The organism is Bacillus luti (genome assembly GCF_001884105.1).
Classification (GTDB): Bacteria; Bacillota; Bacilli; order Bacillales; family Bacillaceae_G; genus Bacillus_A; species Bacillus_A luti.
The window spans coordinates 53,181-71,463 of sequence record NZ_MACI01000018.1 but is presented as its reverse complement, the minus strand read 5'-3'; the positions used below and the strand labels follow the sequence as shown (position 1 = coordinate 71,463).

Genomic DNA, 18,283 nt, shown 5'->3' with positions numbered 1-18,283 from the left:
CGATGCTTTTTCATTACGAATATGATACAGTTTGTTCTTTTTCTTCTACAGCAGGCTCTTCAGCACCTTTTTTACGATCAGACAGTTTAATTTTCTGTAAGAAAATCGTAAAGATAGCACCTACTACGATGAATACTAATCCTGTTAAAAATACAGTATGCAGCGAGTCTACTAACGAACTTTTCAAGATTGGTACAATGCTATTAGAGAATGCTTCTGGCATTTGTTTTAATGCCTCAGGACTAAATAACATTGAATATAAACCTTGTGGGTCTGTATGAATCATATCTTTAAATTTTGTTACCATTTCTCCCGCTTCTTTCGGGAATGTATCTAATACAGGTACTAATTTATTTGTTAATGTTGTACCTGAAGTGTTATTCATAATCGATCCTAAAATTGTAATACCAAATGTTCCCCCAATTTGACGGAAGAACTGACTTGATGATGTTACGACACCAAGATCTTTTTTCGGGAAGCTTTCTTGTAACGCCAATGTTAATGTTGGCATAACAAGACCCATTCCTAAACCGATAATCATCATATAAGAAGTTGCAGTAAGCTTCGTTGTGTGCATATCCATCGTTGTTAATAACCAGAATCCACCGGCCATAATAAGCATCCCTGTAATAATTTGTGGTTTTACCCCAACCTTTAATACAAGTTGCCCACCAATAATACTCATCACAATCATTGTAATCATCATTGGCGTCATAATCGTTCCTGATTCAGCTGCACTTACTCCTACGATACCTTGCATAAAGAATGGTACGAACATAATAGCACCGAACATTCCGATACTCATAAAGAATCCAATCGCATTCAGTATTGTAAATGTGCGATTTTTAAAGAAATGCATCGGTAAAATTGGTTCTTCTGCTTTCGTTTCAACAATAACAAAGCTAACAATACCAATTAGAGCTAATGCAAACAACCCGATAATTTGCCAAGAATCCCACGCGTAATCTTTTCCACCAAACGTTAACGCAAGTAATAAGCTTACAACACCGAGAATCATCGTAAAGATTCCAGCGATATCAATTTTAATTGGTCCCGTTTGTTTATGTGATTTTAATCCCATTGCAATAAAGATTGTCGCTAAAATACCAACTGGTAAGTTAATGTAGAATACCCATCTCCAGTTCACCGCATCTACAATCCAACCACCAACTTGTGGTCCAATTACAGAAGCAAGACCGTATAATGCCCCAAAAATCCCTTGCCATTTCGCACGTTCTTTTCCTGAGAACATATCACCGATAATAATCATTGCCATTGGCATCATAATACCGCCACCAAGACCTTGAATACCACGGAAAATAATTAATTCTGTCATACCATTTGCCATACCACATAACGCCGAACCAATCATGAAAATAACTAGTCCTGTTATATATACGTTACGACGACCAAGTAAATCCGCTAATTTACCTGCAATTGGTACAACTGTCGTTGATGTTAACATATATGCAGTTGTTAACCATGTCATTAAGCTTAATCCGCCTAGATCACCGACGATACGCGGCATTGCTGTACCTACGATTGTTCCATCTAACGCAGCAAATAGCATCGCGATTACTAAACCAATTAACAGCAACTTTCTATTTATATTGTCTTGTTGCTCCATGTAATCTCCTCAATTCCTCTTAGTTATTCTCTTTTTTCTCTTGTGTCCCGCAAATAATTGTTTCTAACTTCTCAAAGAGACGTAACAAATCTTCTCTTTCTTGTAATTCTAAGTGTGAGAAATATTTTGCAATATGCTCATTGCGAGCTGTCATTGCCTCTTCCACCCTAGCTTTCCCCTTTTTTGTTAACTCAATGATGACAACACGACGGTCATCTTTGTCGTGATAGCGCTCTACAAGCTCTTGGTCAATTAAGCGATCAATCATCACTGTAATTGCACTAGGCTTTACATACATCTTTTTTGCTAATTTTGTCGCCCTTGAAGCTCCATAATGATCTAAAATCTTTAAAATATAAAACTGCGGTGGTGTAAGTCCTGTTGCTTGCATTTGTTCTAATAACTCCGTCTGCATTTTCTTTCCAATCGAAAACGCAAGAGCTTGAATTTTATCGATATGCGTCATATCATTTGGCATGTTATCCACCTCTTATTTAAACAATAAAATATTTAACGTATTTAAATATTAATCCCACGAACAAAATCCGTCAACACTTTTATTCATAAAAACGTTTACATTTCTGTCACAAAGTTGTATAATTTTCGACGAAGTTAATATTGACAGTCACGGAGAATCGGAGTATACGGCTATGAATCATAAAAAAGGAAACTTTTTTATATTTCATGGCCTTTTTGCATTCTTCCTGTCTTAAAACGCTTTTAATTTATTAGGGGAGGATTTTCATTTTATGTTTTTCACACAATTATTTAAACCTGCGCCCCACGCGGAACGCTTACCAGCTGATCGTGTTGATAGCGAATACCGTAAATTACGTTTACAAGTATTCTTAGGTATCTTCATCGGTTATGCAGGTTACTACTTTGTTCGAAAAAACTTTTCACTAGCAATGCCATATTTAATCGAACAAGGATTTAGTAAAGCGGAACTTGGGGTTATCCTTTCAGCAGTATCAATTGCTTACGGATTAAGTAAATTTCTTATGGGTATCGTATCCGATCGTTGTAATCCTCGCTACTTTTTAGCGGCTGGGCTATTTTTATCAGGTATCATTAATATTATTTTCGGCTCATTTTCTTTCATTACAACAAGCATCATACTCATGTTTGTACTTCAATTTTTAAATGGATGGGTACAAGGTATGGGCTGGCCACCTTGTGGTCGTACAATGGTTCACTGGTTCTCTGTAAGTGAACGTGGTACAAAAATGTCTATTTGGAACGTCGCTCATAACGTCGGCGGCGCACTTATGCCTTCCCTCGTTACATTAGGCTTATATTTCTTTGCAAATGACTGGAAGAGTATATTTTACTTCCCAGGTATTCTTTCAATTTTAGTTGGGATTTATGTATTAATTACGATGCGTGATACGCCTCAATCTTGCGGATTACCTTCTATTGAGGAACATACTGGTGAATACCCATCAGATGAAAAAGTGAAAGATCGTGAACGTGAACTTTCAGTAAAAGAAATTTTATTTAAATACGTGTTAAACAATAAGTTTTTATGGTATATCGCTATCGCTAACGTATTTGTTTATTTCGTTCGTTACGGAGTTGTAGACTGGGCTCCTACTTATTTAGTAGAAGAAAAAAGCTTTACTCATAGTAGCTCACGTACCGCTTATGCGCTATATGAATGGGCTGGTATTCCTGGTACGCTTCTTTGCGGATGGATGAGCGATAAACTATTTAAAGGACGCCGTGCACCTGCTGGTATTTTATTTATGGTCGGTGTATTCATTGCCGTTCTCGTTTACTGGCTAAATCCTGCTGGTAATCCAATGGTTGATAGTATCGCACTGGTTTCAATTGGATTCTTAATTTACGGACCTGTTATGCTAATTGGTCTTCATGCGCTTGACTTAGCACCAAAGAAAGCTGCTGGAACTGCAGCAGGCTTAACTGGATTCTTTGGTTACCTAGGTGGTGCTACTTTTGCTAGCGCAGCTATGGGCTTTATTGTAGATGCATTTGGATGGGACGGCGGGTTCATTTTATTACTTGCTTCTTGTGTACTTGCAATGTTCTTCCTTGCTCTTACTTTAAACACAGGATCGACAAAAACAAAACAAGCTTAAACAAAATATAATATATAAATAAAGAATAGCTCTTAGCGTTTATATACATGCTAAGAGCTATTCTTTATTTACAGCACTTTTCTTACTATTTATAACAACCAATTCCTTCCCTACTATAAAATTAGAAAATTTGATGAAACACCTTTATTAATACAGCTAACGTAACAGATGTAGCAAATCCCCCTAAGCAAATTAAGCTTACCCCTTGACTATATGATAAATTTTGAAATGATTTCATTACTTCCATCCTCCCTATCTCCCCTTTGATACTTTTATTTTACCAATGGGAAAAATTTCATAACATCGATTTTTCTGACACCTAACTTACAAATTTGTAAGTTAGCAATTTTTTTTAAACTTATATATTTAGTATGTCCATACACTCTCCCTTTATACGTCAAAAAAGACCTCGAATTATATCCAGGTCTTGCTTTCGCTACTACATATTTCACTCAATTTATTTTACAATCATCACCGGGCATTTCACACGCTTTGCTATTTTATGACTTACGCTACCAAGTACCATTTCTTGCAATGTATTTAACCCTCTACTCCCAGCAACAACAAGATCTATATCCCCTGTATTTACATACTGAACGATTGTATCTCCAGGATCACCGTGTAGAATCGTAATTTTGTAGGAAATGTTCTCTTTCTTTAATAAACCCTCAATCTCTTTTAATTTATCTTTTCGACTAGCGGATATTGTTTCTAAATCCGTTTGTCCTTGTATAATATCCGACTTTGCCGTTCTATTATCTACTACGTACACAACTTCAACATTTGTTTCTTCGTTAAATTTCGCAATATATGTTGCGTGCTCTGCTGCTCGAAGTGCATGTTCAGAACCATCACATGCTAATATAATTTGTTTATACATATGCTGAATCCCCTTTTCGTTATCCTACTCGTATTATAATACAAAAGCCCCCTTTTTTGTCTTTCAAAAAAGAGGGCTTACACATGAATATAAAATTAAAAAATTGTAGTTCTTTAACCAGCAATTCTTTTATTATAAATAGCTAAATTTGTAACAAGTTTTGCGCTACGTTCATTTAATCCAGTTATACTTACTTTCACACCGCTTTGCTCATACTTCATGATAACTTTATCTATTGATGCCACTGCTGAATCATCCCATACGTGTGCATGAGTAAAGTTCATTTCAATTTCTTTTACATCTTCATTAAATGAAAAATTATTTATAAAGTCTGCTGTAGATACAAAGAAAAGTTGACCATGAATTTCGTATATTTTCTTATTTTCAATATATAAATGTTTCACGTGAATCTTTGCCATATTGAATGCAAATAAAACTGCACTAATTACTGTTCCGATAATTACACCTAATGCTAAATTATGTGTAATTAGGACAATCACAACTGTTACGATCATAACAAATGCGTTTCCTTTTGGTACTTTATGAATCGTTGTTACAGAGTTCCAATCAAACGTTCCGATTGAAACCATAATCATAACCGCAACTAAAGCTGCCATTGGAATATGAACGACATAGTCACCTAAAACGAATAGTAATACGATTAAAAATCCGCCCGCTACAAATGTTGATAAACGACCTCGTCCACCTGATTTAATATTAATAACAGATTGTCCAATCATTGCACATCCTGCCATTCCTCCAAAGAAACCCGCCACGACGTTCGCAATACCTTGCCCACGTGCTTCCCTATGTTTATTACTTTCCGTATGCGTCATATCATCTAAAACTGAAGCTGTTAATAATGACTCTAGTAAACCGATAATTGCAAGCATAACTGCGTACGGTAAAATAATCCCTAATGTCTCTAATGTAAATGGCACATCAGGAATACTAAAAAACGGTAACTCTTTCGGTAAGCTTCCCATATCCCCTACTGTTTTCAACTGTAATCCGCTCATAAGTGCAATACCCGTCACAATGATAATTGAAATAAGTGTAGACGGAACAGCCGTCGTAATACGTGGAAATACATATATAATTGCAAGCCCTAATGCGACAAGTGCATACATTTGCCAAGTTGCATTTTTAAAATGCGGCAATTGCGCTGTAAAAACTAAAATTCCAAGTGAATTTAAAAAACCACTCATAACTGATTTAGGAATAAACTTCATAAATGAGCTCAGTTTGAACACACCAAAAATAATTTGGACAATACCGGTTAATATTGTCGCGGCAAATAAATATTGCAAACCATGATCTTTAACGAGCGTTACCATTAATAATGCCATTGCACCTGTGGCAGCTGAAATCATCCCTGTTCTTCCGCCAACAAATGAAATAGTAACTGCAATACAAAAGGCTGCGTATAATCCAACGGTCGGATCCACGCCTGCAATAACGGAGAACGCGATCGCTTCAGGAATTAAGGCTAAAGCAACAACAATCCCTGATAATACGTCCCCTTTCACGTTGGAAAACCAATCATTTTTTATCGTTTGAAACAAAATACCACTCCTCTACTCTTTTATCATTTGATTTTCTCCATAAGAAAATCTAGCCGACTGCACGAAGGCTATTATATAACGAGGAGAGATATTTTTGCTATGTAAAAGTTTCCTAAAGAAAAAACGCTACCTTAGCAGCGTCTTCTCTCATTTCATTAATGTCCACCATGTCCTTGACCACTTTCTTGCACAATCTCTAATCTCTCATCTAGTATACCTTGTGTTTCAAATGAAATATCACCCGTACTTCCTAATAAGAAGCCGTGATTATACGGTCCAAGTGTTGGATCATCTTTAAACTTCGGTTGAATACTAGCGAGGAAGTCATACACTGGTTGTGAAGCTTTTCCTTCTTCTAACAATACAACAGGCGCGTGTTTACCCATATGTGAAAAGGGTGCTCCAGCAATTGCTAAGTCTGGCGTTTTGTTTGAAACAAATGACACACCATGACCGGGCTTTTTAAACCCCCACCCAAATTTCGTCTTTTCATCTTTAAATTTCGCAAATGCAATAGAATTTTCTGTTGGAGTCTCTCCACTAATACGCGTTACTTTTCCGTATTTACTTAACTCTTTTTCCACTTCTTTTGAAATGATTTTTTCTGGTCCTAATACATATATATTTGCTTTATCTTTTCTCATCTTTAATGCCTCTATCGTAGACTCTGGTACTTTATTTTTCTCTACATATAAAAGTGGCTCTGGCATATGAGAGATCCAGTTTGCAGCCGGTGTTGTGTATAAACGACCTTCCTCTTCGGACGAGCCGATAATGATGCTATTTGGATAACTTCCTGTTATATCGGCGTATTCTTTATCAACCTCTTTTGCAAATATAGATGCATCTGTTTCTTTTATTTGTTTTATTTTATATTCTTTTAATTGTTCAAGAGCAGCTGTCCCTACATCCCCCATAACCATAATTTGTGTTCCATCTTTCGTTCCGAGCGGATTTAGTCGTTTTATTTCTTTTAACGTCATTTCAGGTACCCGTTCTTTTTCTATAAATAAAATCGGTCCGTTATTCGGATGGTGAATAAGATCCGCACTCGCAATCCCTAATTGCCACTCGCTTACTGGCACTAAAATAACTGCGCCTGGCTGATTCTCCTTATGAGTTGCTGGCCATATCGTTTGCGAAGTTAATACTGCCATTTGCAGAGGGTCGTTTGTATTTAATCTCGTTACATTTTTTAAACTTGTCGTTAATACATCATTCGATGCACCTTCGTTTATTTCTTTCGGCGCAGTTACCTCCTGATTCATTTTCATTTCCTTTTTCTCTGTTTCCTTCTCTTTTGTAGATTCATGCTTTGTATGATCCATATTATTCGTTTGTCCACAGGCTGCAAGACCAACTGCTGTAATTATCGTTACGCCCAAAATGCGGGTTGTTTTTTTCATTATATCGCCTCCGTATTCGTCGTTATTGAGCCAATATCCTTACCTAAAGTAGAAGTTCAACTAAACAATAACAAGCAATTCTGAAGAAATTATGCAGATGCATTATAATCTGCACCATTTCTTCATGATTTTGACTTACAATTTAAATAATGACTACAAAGGCGGAGGTACTCTATGATCGATATACTACTCGTAGACGATGAACCGAGAATGCTTGAATTATTAACGCTTTATCTCACTCCAATTGGATATAACTGCGTATGTGCAGTATCTGGAGAAGAAGCTATTTCACATATAGAGAATCGAAACTTTAAGTTTGTTTTACTCGATATTATGATGCCAAAGATGGACGGATGGGAAACATGTAAAAGAATTCGATCATTTAGTAACGTTCCTATCATTATGGTAACTGCTCGTGATCAAACGTTAGATGTCGTCCAAGGGTTAAAACTCGGAGCGGATGATTACGTAACGAAACCTTTCCATGAAGAGGAGCTTTTCGCAAGAATTGAAGCTATTTTACGGCGTACGAATCAACATGCGCAAATCGAATATCACGGCATTTTATGGGATGAGGCAAAACATTTTGTGTCTGTCCATGATGAAGAACTTCTTCTCACTCCAATCGAATTCTCTTTGCTCGGATTATTTTTACGCCATGTGAACTACGTATTAAGCCGTGATCAGCTCATTGAACGAGTTTGGGGATTCAATACAAATACAGAAGATAGAACTGTCGATTCACATATTCGTAATTTGCGTGATAAATTACGGAAAGGAAATTTCCCTATTGATCATCATTTAAAGACTGTATACGGAGTTGGGTATCGGTGGATTGATATGGAAGAGTAAGGAGCAAAGTGATGAAACGAATCTCTATTCAATTCGGATTTTATTTCTTAATTGTTACACTTTTAATCGAAAGTGTTCTATTTGTCTTGCTTTATTATAGCCTTGTCAACAATAGAGTAAATGAAGAAATGACAGCTTTATTAAAGCGCGGCAATAGTCACCGAGATGTCCTTGAAAAATATTTTGATAAGCAAACAATCTCCCATGTTGCACTAATGGAATCCGAAGCCGAAACCACGGTTGTTATTACAAATGCAAATAAGGATGTACTAGCTAAATCGAATGAAATAAATACTACTATAAAAAAGCATATTGAGAAGATGCAAACACGGACAGATCATGGCGGAGCAATTATAGAAAATCATTGGAAAACATCTAATTATATATGTACAGTTAGCCCCATTATAGTGGCAGAAAAAACGGAAGGCTATGTATATATGTTTCTCGGAACGGAATCAATCGAGGAAATGGTTAACGGGCTAACAAGACAATTCATTATTGCTGGAATCATTACTTTTCTATTAACAGCCATCACCATCTTTCTATTATCACGGTCATTAACAAAACCATTGTTACACATGAAACATGCTACTGAAAAAATGAGTAAAGGCGATTTATCTGTTTCATTAACAACTAGTCGAAATGACGAAATTGGGGAACTTGCATCATCTATTCAAACGCTTGCTAATGATTTACATTATATGAAAACAGAAAGAAGTGAATTTCTAGCAAGTGTTGCTCATGAATTACGAACACCGTTAACATATGTAAGAGGTTATGCGGACATTGCTTTAAAAGAAAGCACATCTCCTGAGCAACGTTTACGATATTTATCTATTATAAAAGATGAGTCTGATTATATTACAAATTTAGTTCAAGATTTATTTTTACTTGCACAGATGGAAAAGCATAACTTTTCTATTGTAGTAACAGAAGTTCAGTTACACCCTTTTCTTACTCGTATAACTGAAAAAGTAAACGCCATGTATAAGGAAAGACACGTTAAAGTTTCTCTCTCTTGTCCTTCTTCCCTGCTAATAAACTTAGATGAACAGCGATTCGAACAAGTTATAATGAACATTTTAAGTAACGCTTATAGACATTCAAAAGAACATTCTCATATCAACATTTCTGTTACAGAAGAAACTAAACGTATTTCCATTACAATTGAAGATGAAGGCGAAGGTATTCCACCTGAAGACCTCCCTCACATTTTCGATCGCTTTTATCGTGTTGATAAAGCAAGAACACGTGCTACAGGCGGAACTGGTTTAGGGCTATCTATCGTGAAAGAAATTGTAGAACTACACAGCGGGAATATTATCGTAACGAGTAAAGTCGATCACGGGTCTTGCTTTATAATTTCATTACCATCTATAAAGAAACACGACTATCATCAGTAGTCGTGTTTCTTTATCATTTTACTTTATAGTATAAATTTACAAATTGCCCAAAACGTTTCGTATCCGTTAAAGTTAAATGAATTTCTGGATTCTTTTCTTTAAATAATGGAACGCCCGAGCCTAATATATGGGGTGTAATCGTAACAACATATTCATCAATTAGATTATTCTTAAAGAATTCTCTCAGTAGCTCGCCTCCACCAACCATCCATATTTTAGATCCTTCCTGTGCTTTTATCCTTTTCGTAAACTCTACTACATCTTCATTTACAAACTCCACGTTTCCATCTGAACCTTTTTCTGAACGAGAAAAAACATAACATTTTTTATCTAGGTACGGGAATGTTTCCGTATGCTCTACTACATAATCGTACGTTTTCTTTCCCATAATTATTGTATCAATCGTTTCATACATTTCTGTATAACCGTTATCTCCCTCTCCTTCTGTTTCCATTAACCACTGTAAATCATCATTTTCTTTCGCAATATATCCATCTAAGCTCGCTGCAATAAATAAAACTATTTCACGTGACATATCTTTTCCTCCTTGCATCTCATCTTGATAACATATGATGTAAACAATATACTAACAATAAAACATGACACTTTATGTCATGTTAAAAAGAAAAAGGTGATACATTTGTCAAAAGCTAAACGCTTATTAGATATTCTTATATTTGCTTCTGCAAAAAAAACATTTACAGCTCAAGAAATAGCTGATGAATTTAATATTTCCGTTCGTACGGTTCATAGATACATTTTAGATTTAAGTGATATGGGGTTACCTATTTATGCGGAACAAGGTCGCAACGGCGGCTATAAAGTATTAACGAATAAAGTAATTCCCCCTATTTTATTTACGGAAGAAGAAGCTGTCTCCATCTTTTTTGCCTTTCAATCTTTAAACTACTACCGAGACCTACCTTTTAATACAGAGATCAATTCTGTTACGCATAAACTATATAGCTCTCTACAACATGATGCGAAAGCAAAAGTTGATAAAATACATTCTTATATCGCCTTTTGGAATCCGAAGAGAACAATTGATACACCTCTATTAAACGAAGTGTTAACCGCGGCTATTGAAAATAAAAATTTACACTTTCAATACGAATCTAAATCGGGGATAAAAACAAAACATGTTCATCCTATCGGTGTATATGCTCATGACGGGCTATGGTACTTACCATCCTACGACTTTAGTAGAAAAAAAATATTACTGTATCGCGTCGATCGTATTCTCTCTATATTATCCACAGAAGAAAATGAAGATACATTCATAAATTTAGAAGCGTGGTTTGCCTCTAACTCTAACGTAGTACACAGTCCTACTCAGTTACATGTTTTACTGACGACAGAAGGTGTACGCCAATGTAAAAGCGTGCCTTACCTTGAAGAATTCGTTGTAGCAAACGAAGACGGGACAGGATATATACATTCAACAATTGATAAAGGTGAAGTCAATTTTATTACGCCTTTATTTTATAGGCTTGGAAAAGATGCACGGGTTTTAGAACCAAAAGAACTAATAGATGGTTTACGTCTACGTGCGAAAGAAATTTTACATATGTATGAAGACGAAAAAAGCTGCTAAATATAAGCAGCTTTTTTCGTCGATTTATTTCTATTATTTTGACTGTTGACGAATATCGAACCACCAACGATTTTTCTCATTCATATTTTCAGTGCCACTAGACCCACTGTAACGGAAAGCATCAAGGAAGATTGAATCTAACTTATCCTCATCTACAAAATAACCTAGGTTAACCTTTACCGTTTGTCCTGGTGTGATACTACCAATATTGTAAAAGCTTTTCCCGTCTCCGTGAGGTTCTAAATAATCAACTTCGCCCGTCATAATATTTTTTTCCGTAATTCCAGCTCTTTCAGCGTAATTCCATACATTCCCCTTACTTTTAAGCACTTGTATGGATGGATGCATATAGATTTCTTTTGTTTCCTGTTTACCTATATTTTTCACTGTTGTTGTCAAGTAGACAAATTTAGGCTGAATTAATCTTGACTCTATTAATTGATCAATTGAATCTTTACCATTTCCAAATTTATATTCATCCCGTCTATATGGTATCAATTGTCCAGCTTGATCCAAAGCCTGATTCTCGCTTAGTCTCCCTAATCCCGTTTCATTAAAGTTTTCATGCTTAAAATCTTTAATGGAATCAAAAACTTCAACTTTTTCTATCACATATTCAATTTTACTGTTATCCATGATAATCGTTACTGGAACCTTTTGCCCTATATGAAATAGTCGTTTACTATCTTTTTTCAAAGGAATCACCTTAGTTGTTTTACCTTCTTGGCTAAAATACTTTTTATCATAATCGCTTATATATGATGACTTTTCTTTTGACGTGGGCTCAAGTGAAATGCTCCCTAGCACATCCACCATTTGTTCTTCGTTTATATCGTTTCCAATATAACTTTGTAACATGATCCCCTCTTTCTCAAAAAAGAGAAAGACCTCTCTGTTAAACGCTAAATTGTTGTTTCCATTTTCTTTATTAACAATCACTGCTTTCTTGCCATTTATCTCTTTCTCTTCGTAACTTTTTGAGTACAGTGTTTTAAAATTCGAATCTTTTCCTACTCTCCAAAGAATGAATGAAAATCCACCCTTTGCGTAGTTATCTTTAAATGAATATTTCATAGCAGAGTCATCAATTGCTTCCATATTTTCTGGCAATTTACCAACCTTCAACTTATACCACTGATCACTCTTTTTCGAATCCTTATTTGTTAAGAAAACATTTACTTCGTAATTTTGTTTTTGAACAATCATATTATAGACTTTCACTGCACCAAAAACAGTTGTCGGCATACCAATTAATAAACAGGCAGCAGCGATTAACATACGATGTCTTTTATGCTTTTTCTGTGGTCGCTCGCCCTTCAGCTTCATTTCTTCCATAAACAATTTCTTTTTGCGCGTATATGTATGTGAAAATTCATGTTGTTCTTCGAGTTTATCAAAATCATCTAAAGCAATTTTTTCAGCAAGGTCATACATTTCTTTGGAGTTCTTTGAATTCGTCATGTTGTATACCTCCTATCATATTTTGAACTCGTTTTCGAGCACGCTCAAACTGCTTACGGACATTAGCCTCCGTTATCCCCATGACACTTGAAATTTCTTGATACGTTAAGTTATAGAAGACTTTGTACTTAAATACCTGTCTATTAGATTCATTTAACTCTTTTAGCAATGTATCAATTTGAACCTCAGACATTGTACGTTTTTCCCACTCTTCAATATTTTCATCTACTGCTTCTGTTGATTCTCTTTCATATTCTTCTAAAAATGTTTCATGTCGTTTATTTTTCCGGTAACTATCAATCGCCTTGTTTTTCGCAACCCTCAAAATGTAGCGTTTAAGCTCTTCAGTAGCCAAGCTATGGAGCTTTTCCAAGTTCTTATAAAGAGTAATAAACGTCTCTTGAACCGCATCTTCAGCCTGTTGAATATTATTTAAAATAGAATACGCTACATAATAAATCTTTTGTTCATACAACTCATATAGCTCTTCCATCTTTTCATAATCGTTGTTTGTAACTTTCATATAATTCCTCCTCTCACTCTATATAACGAATGAGCACCATACTTTGTGACACTGCGAAATCTTTTTATAGATAAAATTTAATAATAGAATAAACAAAAGCCCAATTTCTCTATTTTAACTGAGAAATTGGGCTTTTGTTTATTAGAATTTTCCTGACTGTATCTCTAAGAAAAATTCTTTTACACCTTTTCAATATGCAGTATTTGCTCTATCGCTTCTTTTAACAAATACTTTGTCTCTTCCAAGTTATGATTCTGCTTTTCTCCTGGTTGTGCCGTATAAAACTCAGCAAACGAGCGCTCTTTATATCTCGGTACGACATGCATATGATAATGTGTTAACTCGTTAAAGATTCCACCATTTTGACAAATTGTAATTCCATCTGGTTTATATAATGCCTTAATGGCTTTTGCAATAATCTTAGACGCATCCATAATCGATTTTGCTACAACATCATCTAATTCATCTACCTCTAACACATGTTGCTTTGGCACAATTAAAGTATGTCCTGGATAGAAAGGTTCATGATCTAAAAAACAAGTTACATAGTCATCTTCATATACTTTATATATCATTTCTTCTTCGTTTGCTAATTGACAACCTAAACATTTCATAATACTTCCTCCTCTGTTAAAAACATAAAAACGTGAGAGCCGTATTCTCACGTTTTTATGTTTCACTTTATCAATTCAATTGTTTCCGTAATTTTTATACTATCTTTTACAGATTGAACAATCGTGCAATTCTTCACTGCAAGCTGCAACGCCTTGTCCAACTGCTCTTCTGTAATGTTTTCCGCTTTAATTTTATAGTGCAAATGAATACTTTCAACTGGTTTCGATAAAGCTTCACTTCTCCCAATTTCAGTTTCAATTGTAAACGTATCGTATGTAATGCGTTTCTTTTCTAAAATTGTGCGAAAGACAATTGCACTGCATCCCGCGATAGAAGAAACGAGTAATTGTAACGGTGAATACCCGTTTTCTTTTCCAATCGCTAATGGACCATACGATAAATCTGCCTCAATATCATCGTGTTTGATTGTTAGTTTCATTTGTTGTCTCCACTTTCATCGGTTTCTTCCGTTTCTTACTCATATAATAATATATATAGCAGAAAATGATAAATGGAATACCACAATATAACGCCATTCGTTGTTCAGGAATAAACGCTAAACTAATAACAACGATACTATTTGTAATTAAAGCTAAAATAGGAACAATCGGATATAACGGTGTTCTATACTTTAAGTCCTCTAACTTTCCTCCGCCTTTTATATACTGACTTCTAAAGCGCAGTTGCGATAGAGCAATAATAATCCAACTTGATACAGCCGATAAACCAGCTATAGATAATAAGTACATGTATACTGTATCTTCTGCAAGGAAACCTGTGAATAAAGAAAGACCAGCTACCGCAATCGTTACGACTAGCGCTGTAATTGGAATACCTCGCTTATTTACTTTCTTGAAGGAAGTTGGTGCCATTCCTTCATTTGCAAGTGACCATAATATACGAGTTGCTGCATATAACCCTGAGTTCGCTACAGATAATAAAGCAGTAATAATAACGAAGTTCATAATATCAGCTGCGTATGGAATACCGATTTTATCAAATACAACTACGAATGGACTTTCAATTACGCCTGCTTCTTTCCAAGAAATTAATCCTACTAAAATTGTCATTGTTAAAATGAAGAATAACATAATACGCCATACTGTATTACGAATCGCGCGTGGAATTGTTTTTTCAGGATCTTTACTTTCTCCTGCTGCAATCCCGATTAACTCTGTTCCTTGGAACGAGAAGTTAACTGTAATCATCGTAAGTAATACCGCTGCTAGTCCATTCGGGAATAACCCACCATCACTTACAAAGTTAGAGAAAAGAGGTGCTGCTTCTTTTCCATCGTATGGTAAAAACCCTAGTAATGCACTACCACCAAGAACAACAAACGCAAGAATTGTAACTACTTTAATACTAGAGAACCAAAACTCTAATTCAGCATAACTTTTCGCTGAGATAGCATTTGAAGCATATAAAATAACGCCGAATACAAGGCACCATACCCAAACATCAACATTCGGAAACCATCTTTTCATCATTAAACCGATTGACGTTAATTCTAGTCCTACTGTTACTGCCCAGCCAAGCCAGTATAACCAGCCAATCATAAAGCCCGTTCCTGGTCCGATAAACTTCGTCGCATACTTTTGGAAAGACCCTGAAACTGGCATTGCTACCGTTAGCTCTCCAAGACAAAGCATTGTTAAATACATAATAAATCCGCCCACTAAATATGAAAGGATGGCCCCCCCTGGTCCAGCCTGATTAATAGTGTAACCTGAACCTAAGAAAAAACCAGTTCCGATCACACCACCAAGTGCGATCATAAATAAATGTCTACTCTTCATCGTACGATGTAATTGCTCATTCGTTGGTTGCTGCATCTAAATCCTCCCCCTACAAATATACCCCTATATCTTGTTAAAATTTTCTGATAATAAAAATATACACGAAAGCGGTTACAATTTCTATATAAAATTAAAACTTTTCTGATAAAACAATATAAAAATCGAATTATCGTAAGGTTTAGATTCTATTTAGAGGAAAATAAGGATAAACAAGGAAAAAACCCTTACATATTTTGTAAGGGTTAGCGTAGTTCTAATCTTCTCGATAAAATTGATAAACTATAATTTATGATAAAGTACATACAAGCTACTACTATAAAAGTCGGAATCATATAATTTACATTCTGTCCGCTAATAATTTGAGCGTTATGCATAAGTTCTGGCAATGATATAGCAACTGCGAGCGACGTATCTTTCAGTAATGAAATAAACTGACTAACAAGCGGCGGGACCATTCTTCTTAATGCTTGTGGCAAAATAATATGCCACAGCGCTTGAACATACGTTAATCCGGAAGACCTCGCTGCTTCGATTTGCCCTTTTTCGATAGATAATAGACCACTTCGAACAATTTCAGATATCATTGCAGCTTCAAATATTGTTAAAGCGACAATTACGGCTGTTATAATTTCTAATTTCAAGCCCGCTTCAGGCAGTGCAAAATACGTAAAAAATATAATTAAAAGTAACGGTAAATTCCGAATTACTTCAACGATAAAACCTAGTATTTGTGAGACGACGGGTATTTTTGTGTACCGCACAATCCCTATTACACTACCAATAATAAAGCTAAGTACAATTGCTACGAGCGCTACCTCTAATGTGATGAGCAATCCTTTTAATAAAAATAGAATATGATCACCTGTTATTGCTCCCTTAAAATCCATTTACACCGCCTCCTTTGCCAAGCGTTTTTCTAAATAACGCACTAGCATACTGAGCGGAATTGTTAATATTAAATAAAACATCCCAACAAATATATATACATCAAACGTAACAAACGTCTTCGTTGAAATTAAGTCTCCTTGATACATTAAATCTGTCCCAGCAATAATTCCGAGTATAGAAGAATTTTTAACTAAATTGAGAAATTGATTTCCTAGAGGAGGAATTACGATTTTCATCGCTTGAGGTAAAATAATGTAGTACATCGCTTGCACATATGTTAGCCCTGAAGAGCGCGCCGCTTCCATTTGTCCTTTTGCGACTGATAAAATACCAGCACGAATTACTTCCGCAATAAAGGCCGCAGTATACACAGTAAGCGTAACTGTCCCTGCTACAAAGCCATTCAAAGTGATTCCTATTACAGGTAGAGCAAAATAAAATATAAATGCAATTAATACGAGTGGAATATTTCTTACAAATTCCACAAAAGCAGATCCGATCCAATTTAAAACGCGAATAGGCGCTATGCGCATTACCGCCAAAATGACTCCTAAAATAAAACTCCCTATTAATGCAAGTACACTAGACATCACTGTATATTTAAATCCTTCTAAATACATATCAATGTTATTCGTTAATATAGAAAAATCAGGCACATATTCTCCCCTCTTTCTTTACAAGAAGAGGATGAGCATCCCTCATCCTCTCATTCTTATTATTTATTCCAATTAGTGTCACTTTATTTTTCTTGTTTTTGACCGATCCATTTTTCATATAATTTATCGTATTCTCCATTAGCTTTCATATCTTTTAATAAACTATTAATCTCTTTTGTTAAATCCTCTGCACCCTTTTGCACTGCAATTCCATACGGTTCATCCGTAAAAATTTTCCCGACAACTTCATAATTAGAATCTTGTTTTGCCATTCCGTAAAGAATTGCATTATCTGTCGTTAAAACATCACCTTTACCCGCTTTTAACGCTGTAAATGCCTCACTATAATTTTCAAATTCTAATACAGTCGCTTCTGGTGACTTTTGACGAATGTTATTTGTAGATGTTGAGCCTTTTACAGCTAATACTTTCACACCTTGTTTTATATCATCAATACCCTTAATATTGCTTCCTTTTTTCACAAGTAACGATTGCCCTGCTTTAAAATATACATCTGAAAAATCAACTTCTTTTTTACGTTCTTCCGTAATTGTCATTGTTGCGATAATTGCATCAATATCACCATTTTTCAGTAGTGGAATACGTGTTTTAGATGTTACTTCTTTCAGCTCTAGTTTCTTTTCGTCCCCAAGAATTTTTTTCGCAAGTGCCTTCGCGATATCAACATCGAATCCTTCTACCTGCCCTGTTGAAGGATTTTTCAACCCGAATAAATTCGTATCATTCTTCACCCCAACTACTAATTTCCCGCGTTTCTTAATTTGCTCTATGGCCCCGCCTTGCTTCGTATTCGTTTCTTTCGCCTCATCTTTTTTACTTCCGCACCCAGCAACAACAAGTACGAATAAACATGAGAATACGATTAAGGTAAACAACTTTTTCATTTTAAGCATG

19 protein-coding genes are annotated in these 18,283 nt (G+C 35.4%); 4 read left to right on the top strand and 15 right to left on the bottom strand.

Annotated features, from left to right (window positions below):
• Positions 1–13: 13 nt before the first annotated feature.
• Positions 14–1,627: an MDR family MFS transporter gene (locus BAQ48_RS05145; protein WP_071710246.1), complete on the bottom strand. Its 1,614-nt coding sequence runs from the start codon at positions 1,625–1,627 to the stop codon at positions 14–16.
• 19 nt (positions 1,628–1,646) lie between these two features.
• The gene (locus BAQ48_RS05140) at positions 1,647–2,105 is read right to left on the bottom strand and encodes a MarR family winged helix-turn-helix transcriptional regulator (RefSeq protein WP_001132358.1); all 459 of its coding nucleotides are present in this window, start codon (positions 2,103–2,105) and stop codon (positions 1,647–1,649) included.
• A gap of 271 nt (positions 2,106–2,376) precedes the next feature.
• Between BAQ48_RS05140 and glpT the strand changes: the two genes are divergently transcribed.
• Positions 2,377–3,726, top strand: coding sequence for a glycerol-3-phosphate transporter (gene glpT, locus BAQ48_RS05135; RefSeq protein ID WP_071710244.1), 1,350 nt, complete (start codon positions 2,377–2,379; stop codon positions 3,724–3,726).
• A gap of 121 nt (positions 3,727–3,847) precedes the next feature.
• Here the strand turns inward: glpT and BAQ48_RS05130 are convergent, their stop codons facing one another.
• The 4 genes from BAQ48_RS05130 to BAQ48_RS05115 all read right to left on the bottom strand — a co-directional run bounded on the left by BAQ48_RS05130 (position 3,848) and on the right by BAQ48_RS05115 (position 7,577).
• The gene (locus BAQ48_RS05130; protein ID WP_000834734.1) at positions 3,848–3,964 is read right to left on the bottom strand and encodes a DUF4027 family protein; all 117 of its coding nucleotides are present in this window, start codon (positions 3,962–3,964) and stop codon (positions 3,848–3,850) included.
• 219 nt (positions 3,965–4,183) lie between these two features.
• Positions 4,184–4,606 carry a universal stress protein gene (locus BAQ48_RS05125; RefSeq protein WP_000278005.1) on the bottom strand — a complete coding sequence of 141 codons (423 nt, stop codon included), beginning with the start codon at positions 4,604–4,606 and terminating at the stop codon, positions 4,184–4,186.
• A 113-nt stretch (positions 4,607–4,719) separates the two neighbouring features.
• Positions 4,720–6,171 carry a SulP family inorganic anion transporter gene (locus BAQ48_RS05120; RefSeq protein ID WP_071710242.1) on the bottom strand — a complete coding sequence of 484 codons (1,452 nt, stop codon included), beginning with the start codon at positions 6,169–6,171 and terminating at the stop codon, positions 4,720–4,722.
• Between the two features lie 155 nt (positions 6,172–6,326).
• Positions 6,327–7,577, bottom strand: coding sequence for an ArsR family transcriptional regulator (locus BAQ48_RS05115; protein ID WP_071710241.1), 1,251 nt, complete (start codon positions 7,575–7,577; stop codon positions 6,327–6,329).
• Between the two features lie 174 nt (positions 7,578–7,751).
• On the opposite strand from BAQ48_RS05115, the gene BAQ48_RS05110 reads away from it, so the two are divergent.
• On the top strand, positions 7,752–8,429 hold the full coding sequence (locus tag BAQ48_RS05110) for a response regulator transcription factor (protein WP_071710239.1): 678 nt from the start codon (positions 7,752–7,754) through the stop codon (positions 8,427–8,429).
• 11 nt (positions 8,430–8,440) lie between these two features.
• Positions 8,441–9,832, top strand: a complete 1,392-nt coding sequence (locus BAQ48_RS05105; RefSeq protein ID WP_071710237.1) for a sensor histidine kinase — start codon at positions 8,441–8,443, stop codon at positions 9,830–9,832.
• A gap of 13 nt (positions 9,833–9,845) precedes the next feature.
• Here the strand turns inward: BAQ48_RS05105 and BAQ48_RS05100 are convergent, their stop codons facing one another.
• Positions 9,846–10,367, bottom strand: a complete 522-nt coding sequence (locus BAQ48_RS05100; RefSeq protein ID WP_071710235.1) for a dihydrofolate reductase family protein — start codon at positions 10,365–10,367, stop codon at positions 9,846–9,848.
• A gap of 105 nt (positions 10,368–10,472) precedes the next feature.
• Here BAQ48_RS05100 and BAQ48_RS05095 point away from each other — a divergent pair, with 105 nt between their 5' ends.
• Entirely contained in the window at positions 10,473–11,426 is a 954-nt protein-coding gene (locus BAQ48_RS05095) for a helix-turn-helix transcriptional regulator (protein ID WP_071710233.1), read from the top strand.
• A 33-nt stretch (positions 11,427–11,459) separates the two neighbouring features.
• On the opposite strand, the gene BAQ48_RS05090 is transcribed toward BAQ48_RS05095, so the two are convergent.
• The 8 genes from BAQ48_RS05090 to glnH form a co-directional block, all read right to left on the bottom strand.
• Entirely contained in the window at positions 11,460–12,887 is a 1,428-nt protein-coding gene (locus BAQ48_RS05090) for a DUF4367 domain-containing protein (protein ID WP_071710232.1), read from the bottom strand.
• Positions 12,853–13,410, bottom strand: a complete 558-nt coding sequence (locus BAQ48_RS05085) for an RNA polymerase sigma factor (protein ID WP_071710231.1) — start codon at positions 13,408–13,410, stop codon at positions 12,853–12,855. Before BAQ48_RS05085 ends, BAQ48_RS05090 begins: the two co-directional genes overlap by 35 nt.
• 179 nt (positions 13,411–13,589) lie before the next feature.
• On the bottom strand, positions 13,590–14,075 hold the full coding sequence (locus BAQ48_RS05080) for an HIT family protein (protein WP_071710230.1): 486 nt from the start codon (positions 14,073–14,075) through the stop codon (positions 13,590–13,592).
• Positions 14,076–14,086: 11 nt separating this feature from the next.
• Positions 14,087–14,464, bottom strand: a complete 378-nt coding sequence (locus BAQ48_RS05075) for an OsmC family protein (protein WP_071710229.1) — start codon at positions 14,462–14,464, stop codon at positions 14,087–14,089.
• The gene (locus BAQ48_RS05070; RefSeq protein WP_071710228.1) at positions 14,439–15,860 is read right to left on the bottom strand and encodes an amino acid permease; all 1,422 of its coding nucleotides are present in this window, start codon (positions 15,858–15,860) and stop codon (positions 14,439–14,441) included. Before BAQ48_RS05070 ends, BAQ48_RS05075 begins: the two co-directional genes overlap by 26 nt.
• 206 nt (positions 15,861–16,066) lie before the next feature.
• Positions 16,067–16,711 (bottom strand): amino acid ABC transporter permease, encoded by a 645-nt coding sequence (locus BAQ48_RS05065; RefSeq protein ID WP_071710227.1) that lies wholly within the window; start codon positions 16,709–16,711, stop codon positions 16,067–16,069.
• Positions 16,712–17,368: an amino acid ABC transporter permease gene (locus BAQ48_RS05060; protein WP_071710226.1), complete on the bottom strand. Its 657-nt coding sequence runs from the start codon at positions 17,366–17,368 to the stop codon at positions 16,712–16,714. It lies immediately after the preceding gene.
• A gap of 83 nt (positions 17,369–17,451) precedes the next feature.
• Positions 17,452–18,282, bottom strand: coding sequence for a glutamine ABC transporter substrate-binding protein GlnH (gene glnH / locus BAQ48_RS05055; protein ID WP_071710225.1), 831 nt, complete (start codon positions 18,280–18,282; stop codon positions 17,452–17,454).
• Position 18,283: the final 1 nt, after the last annotated feature.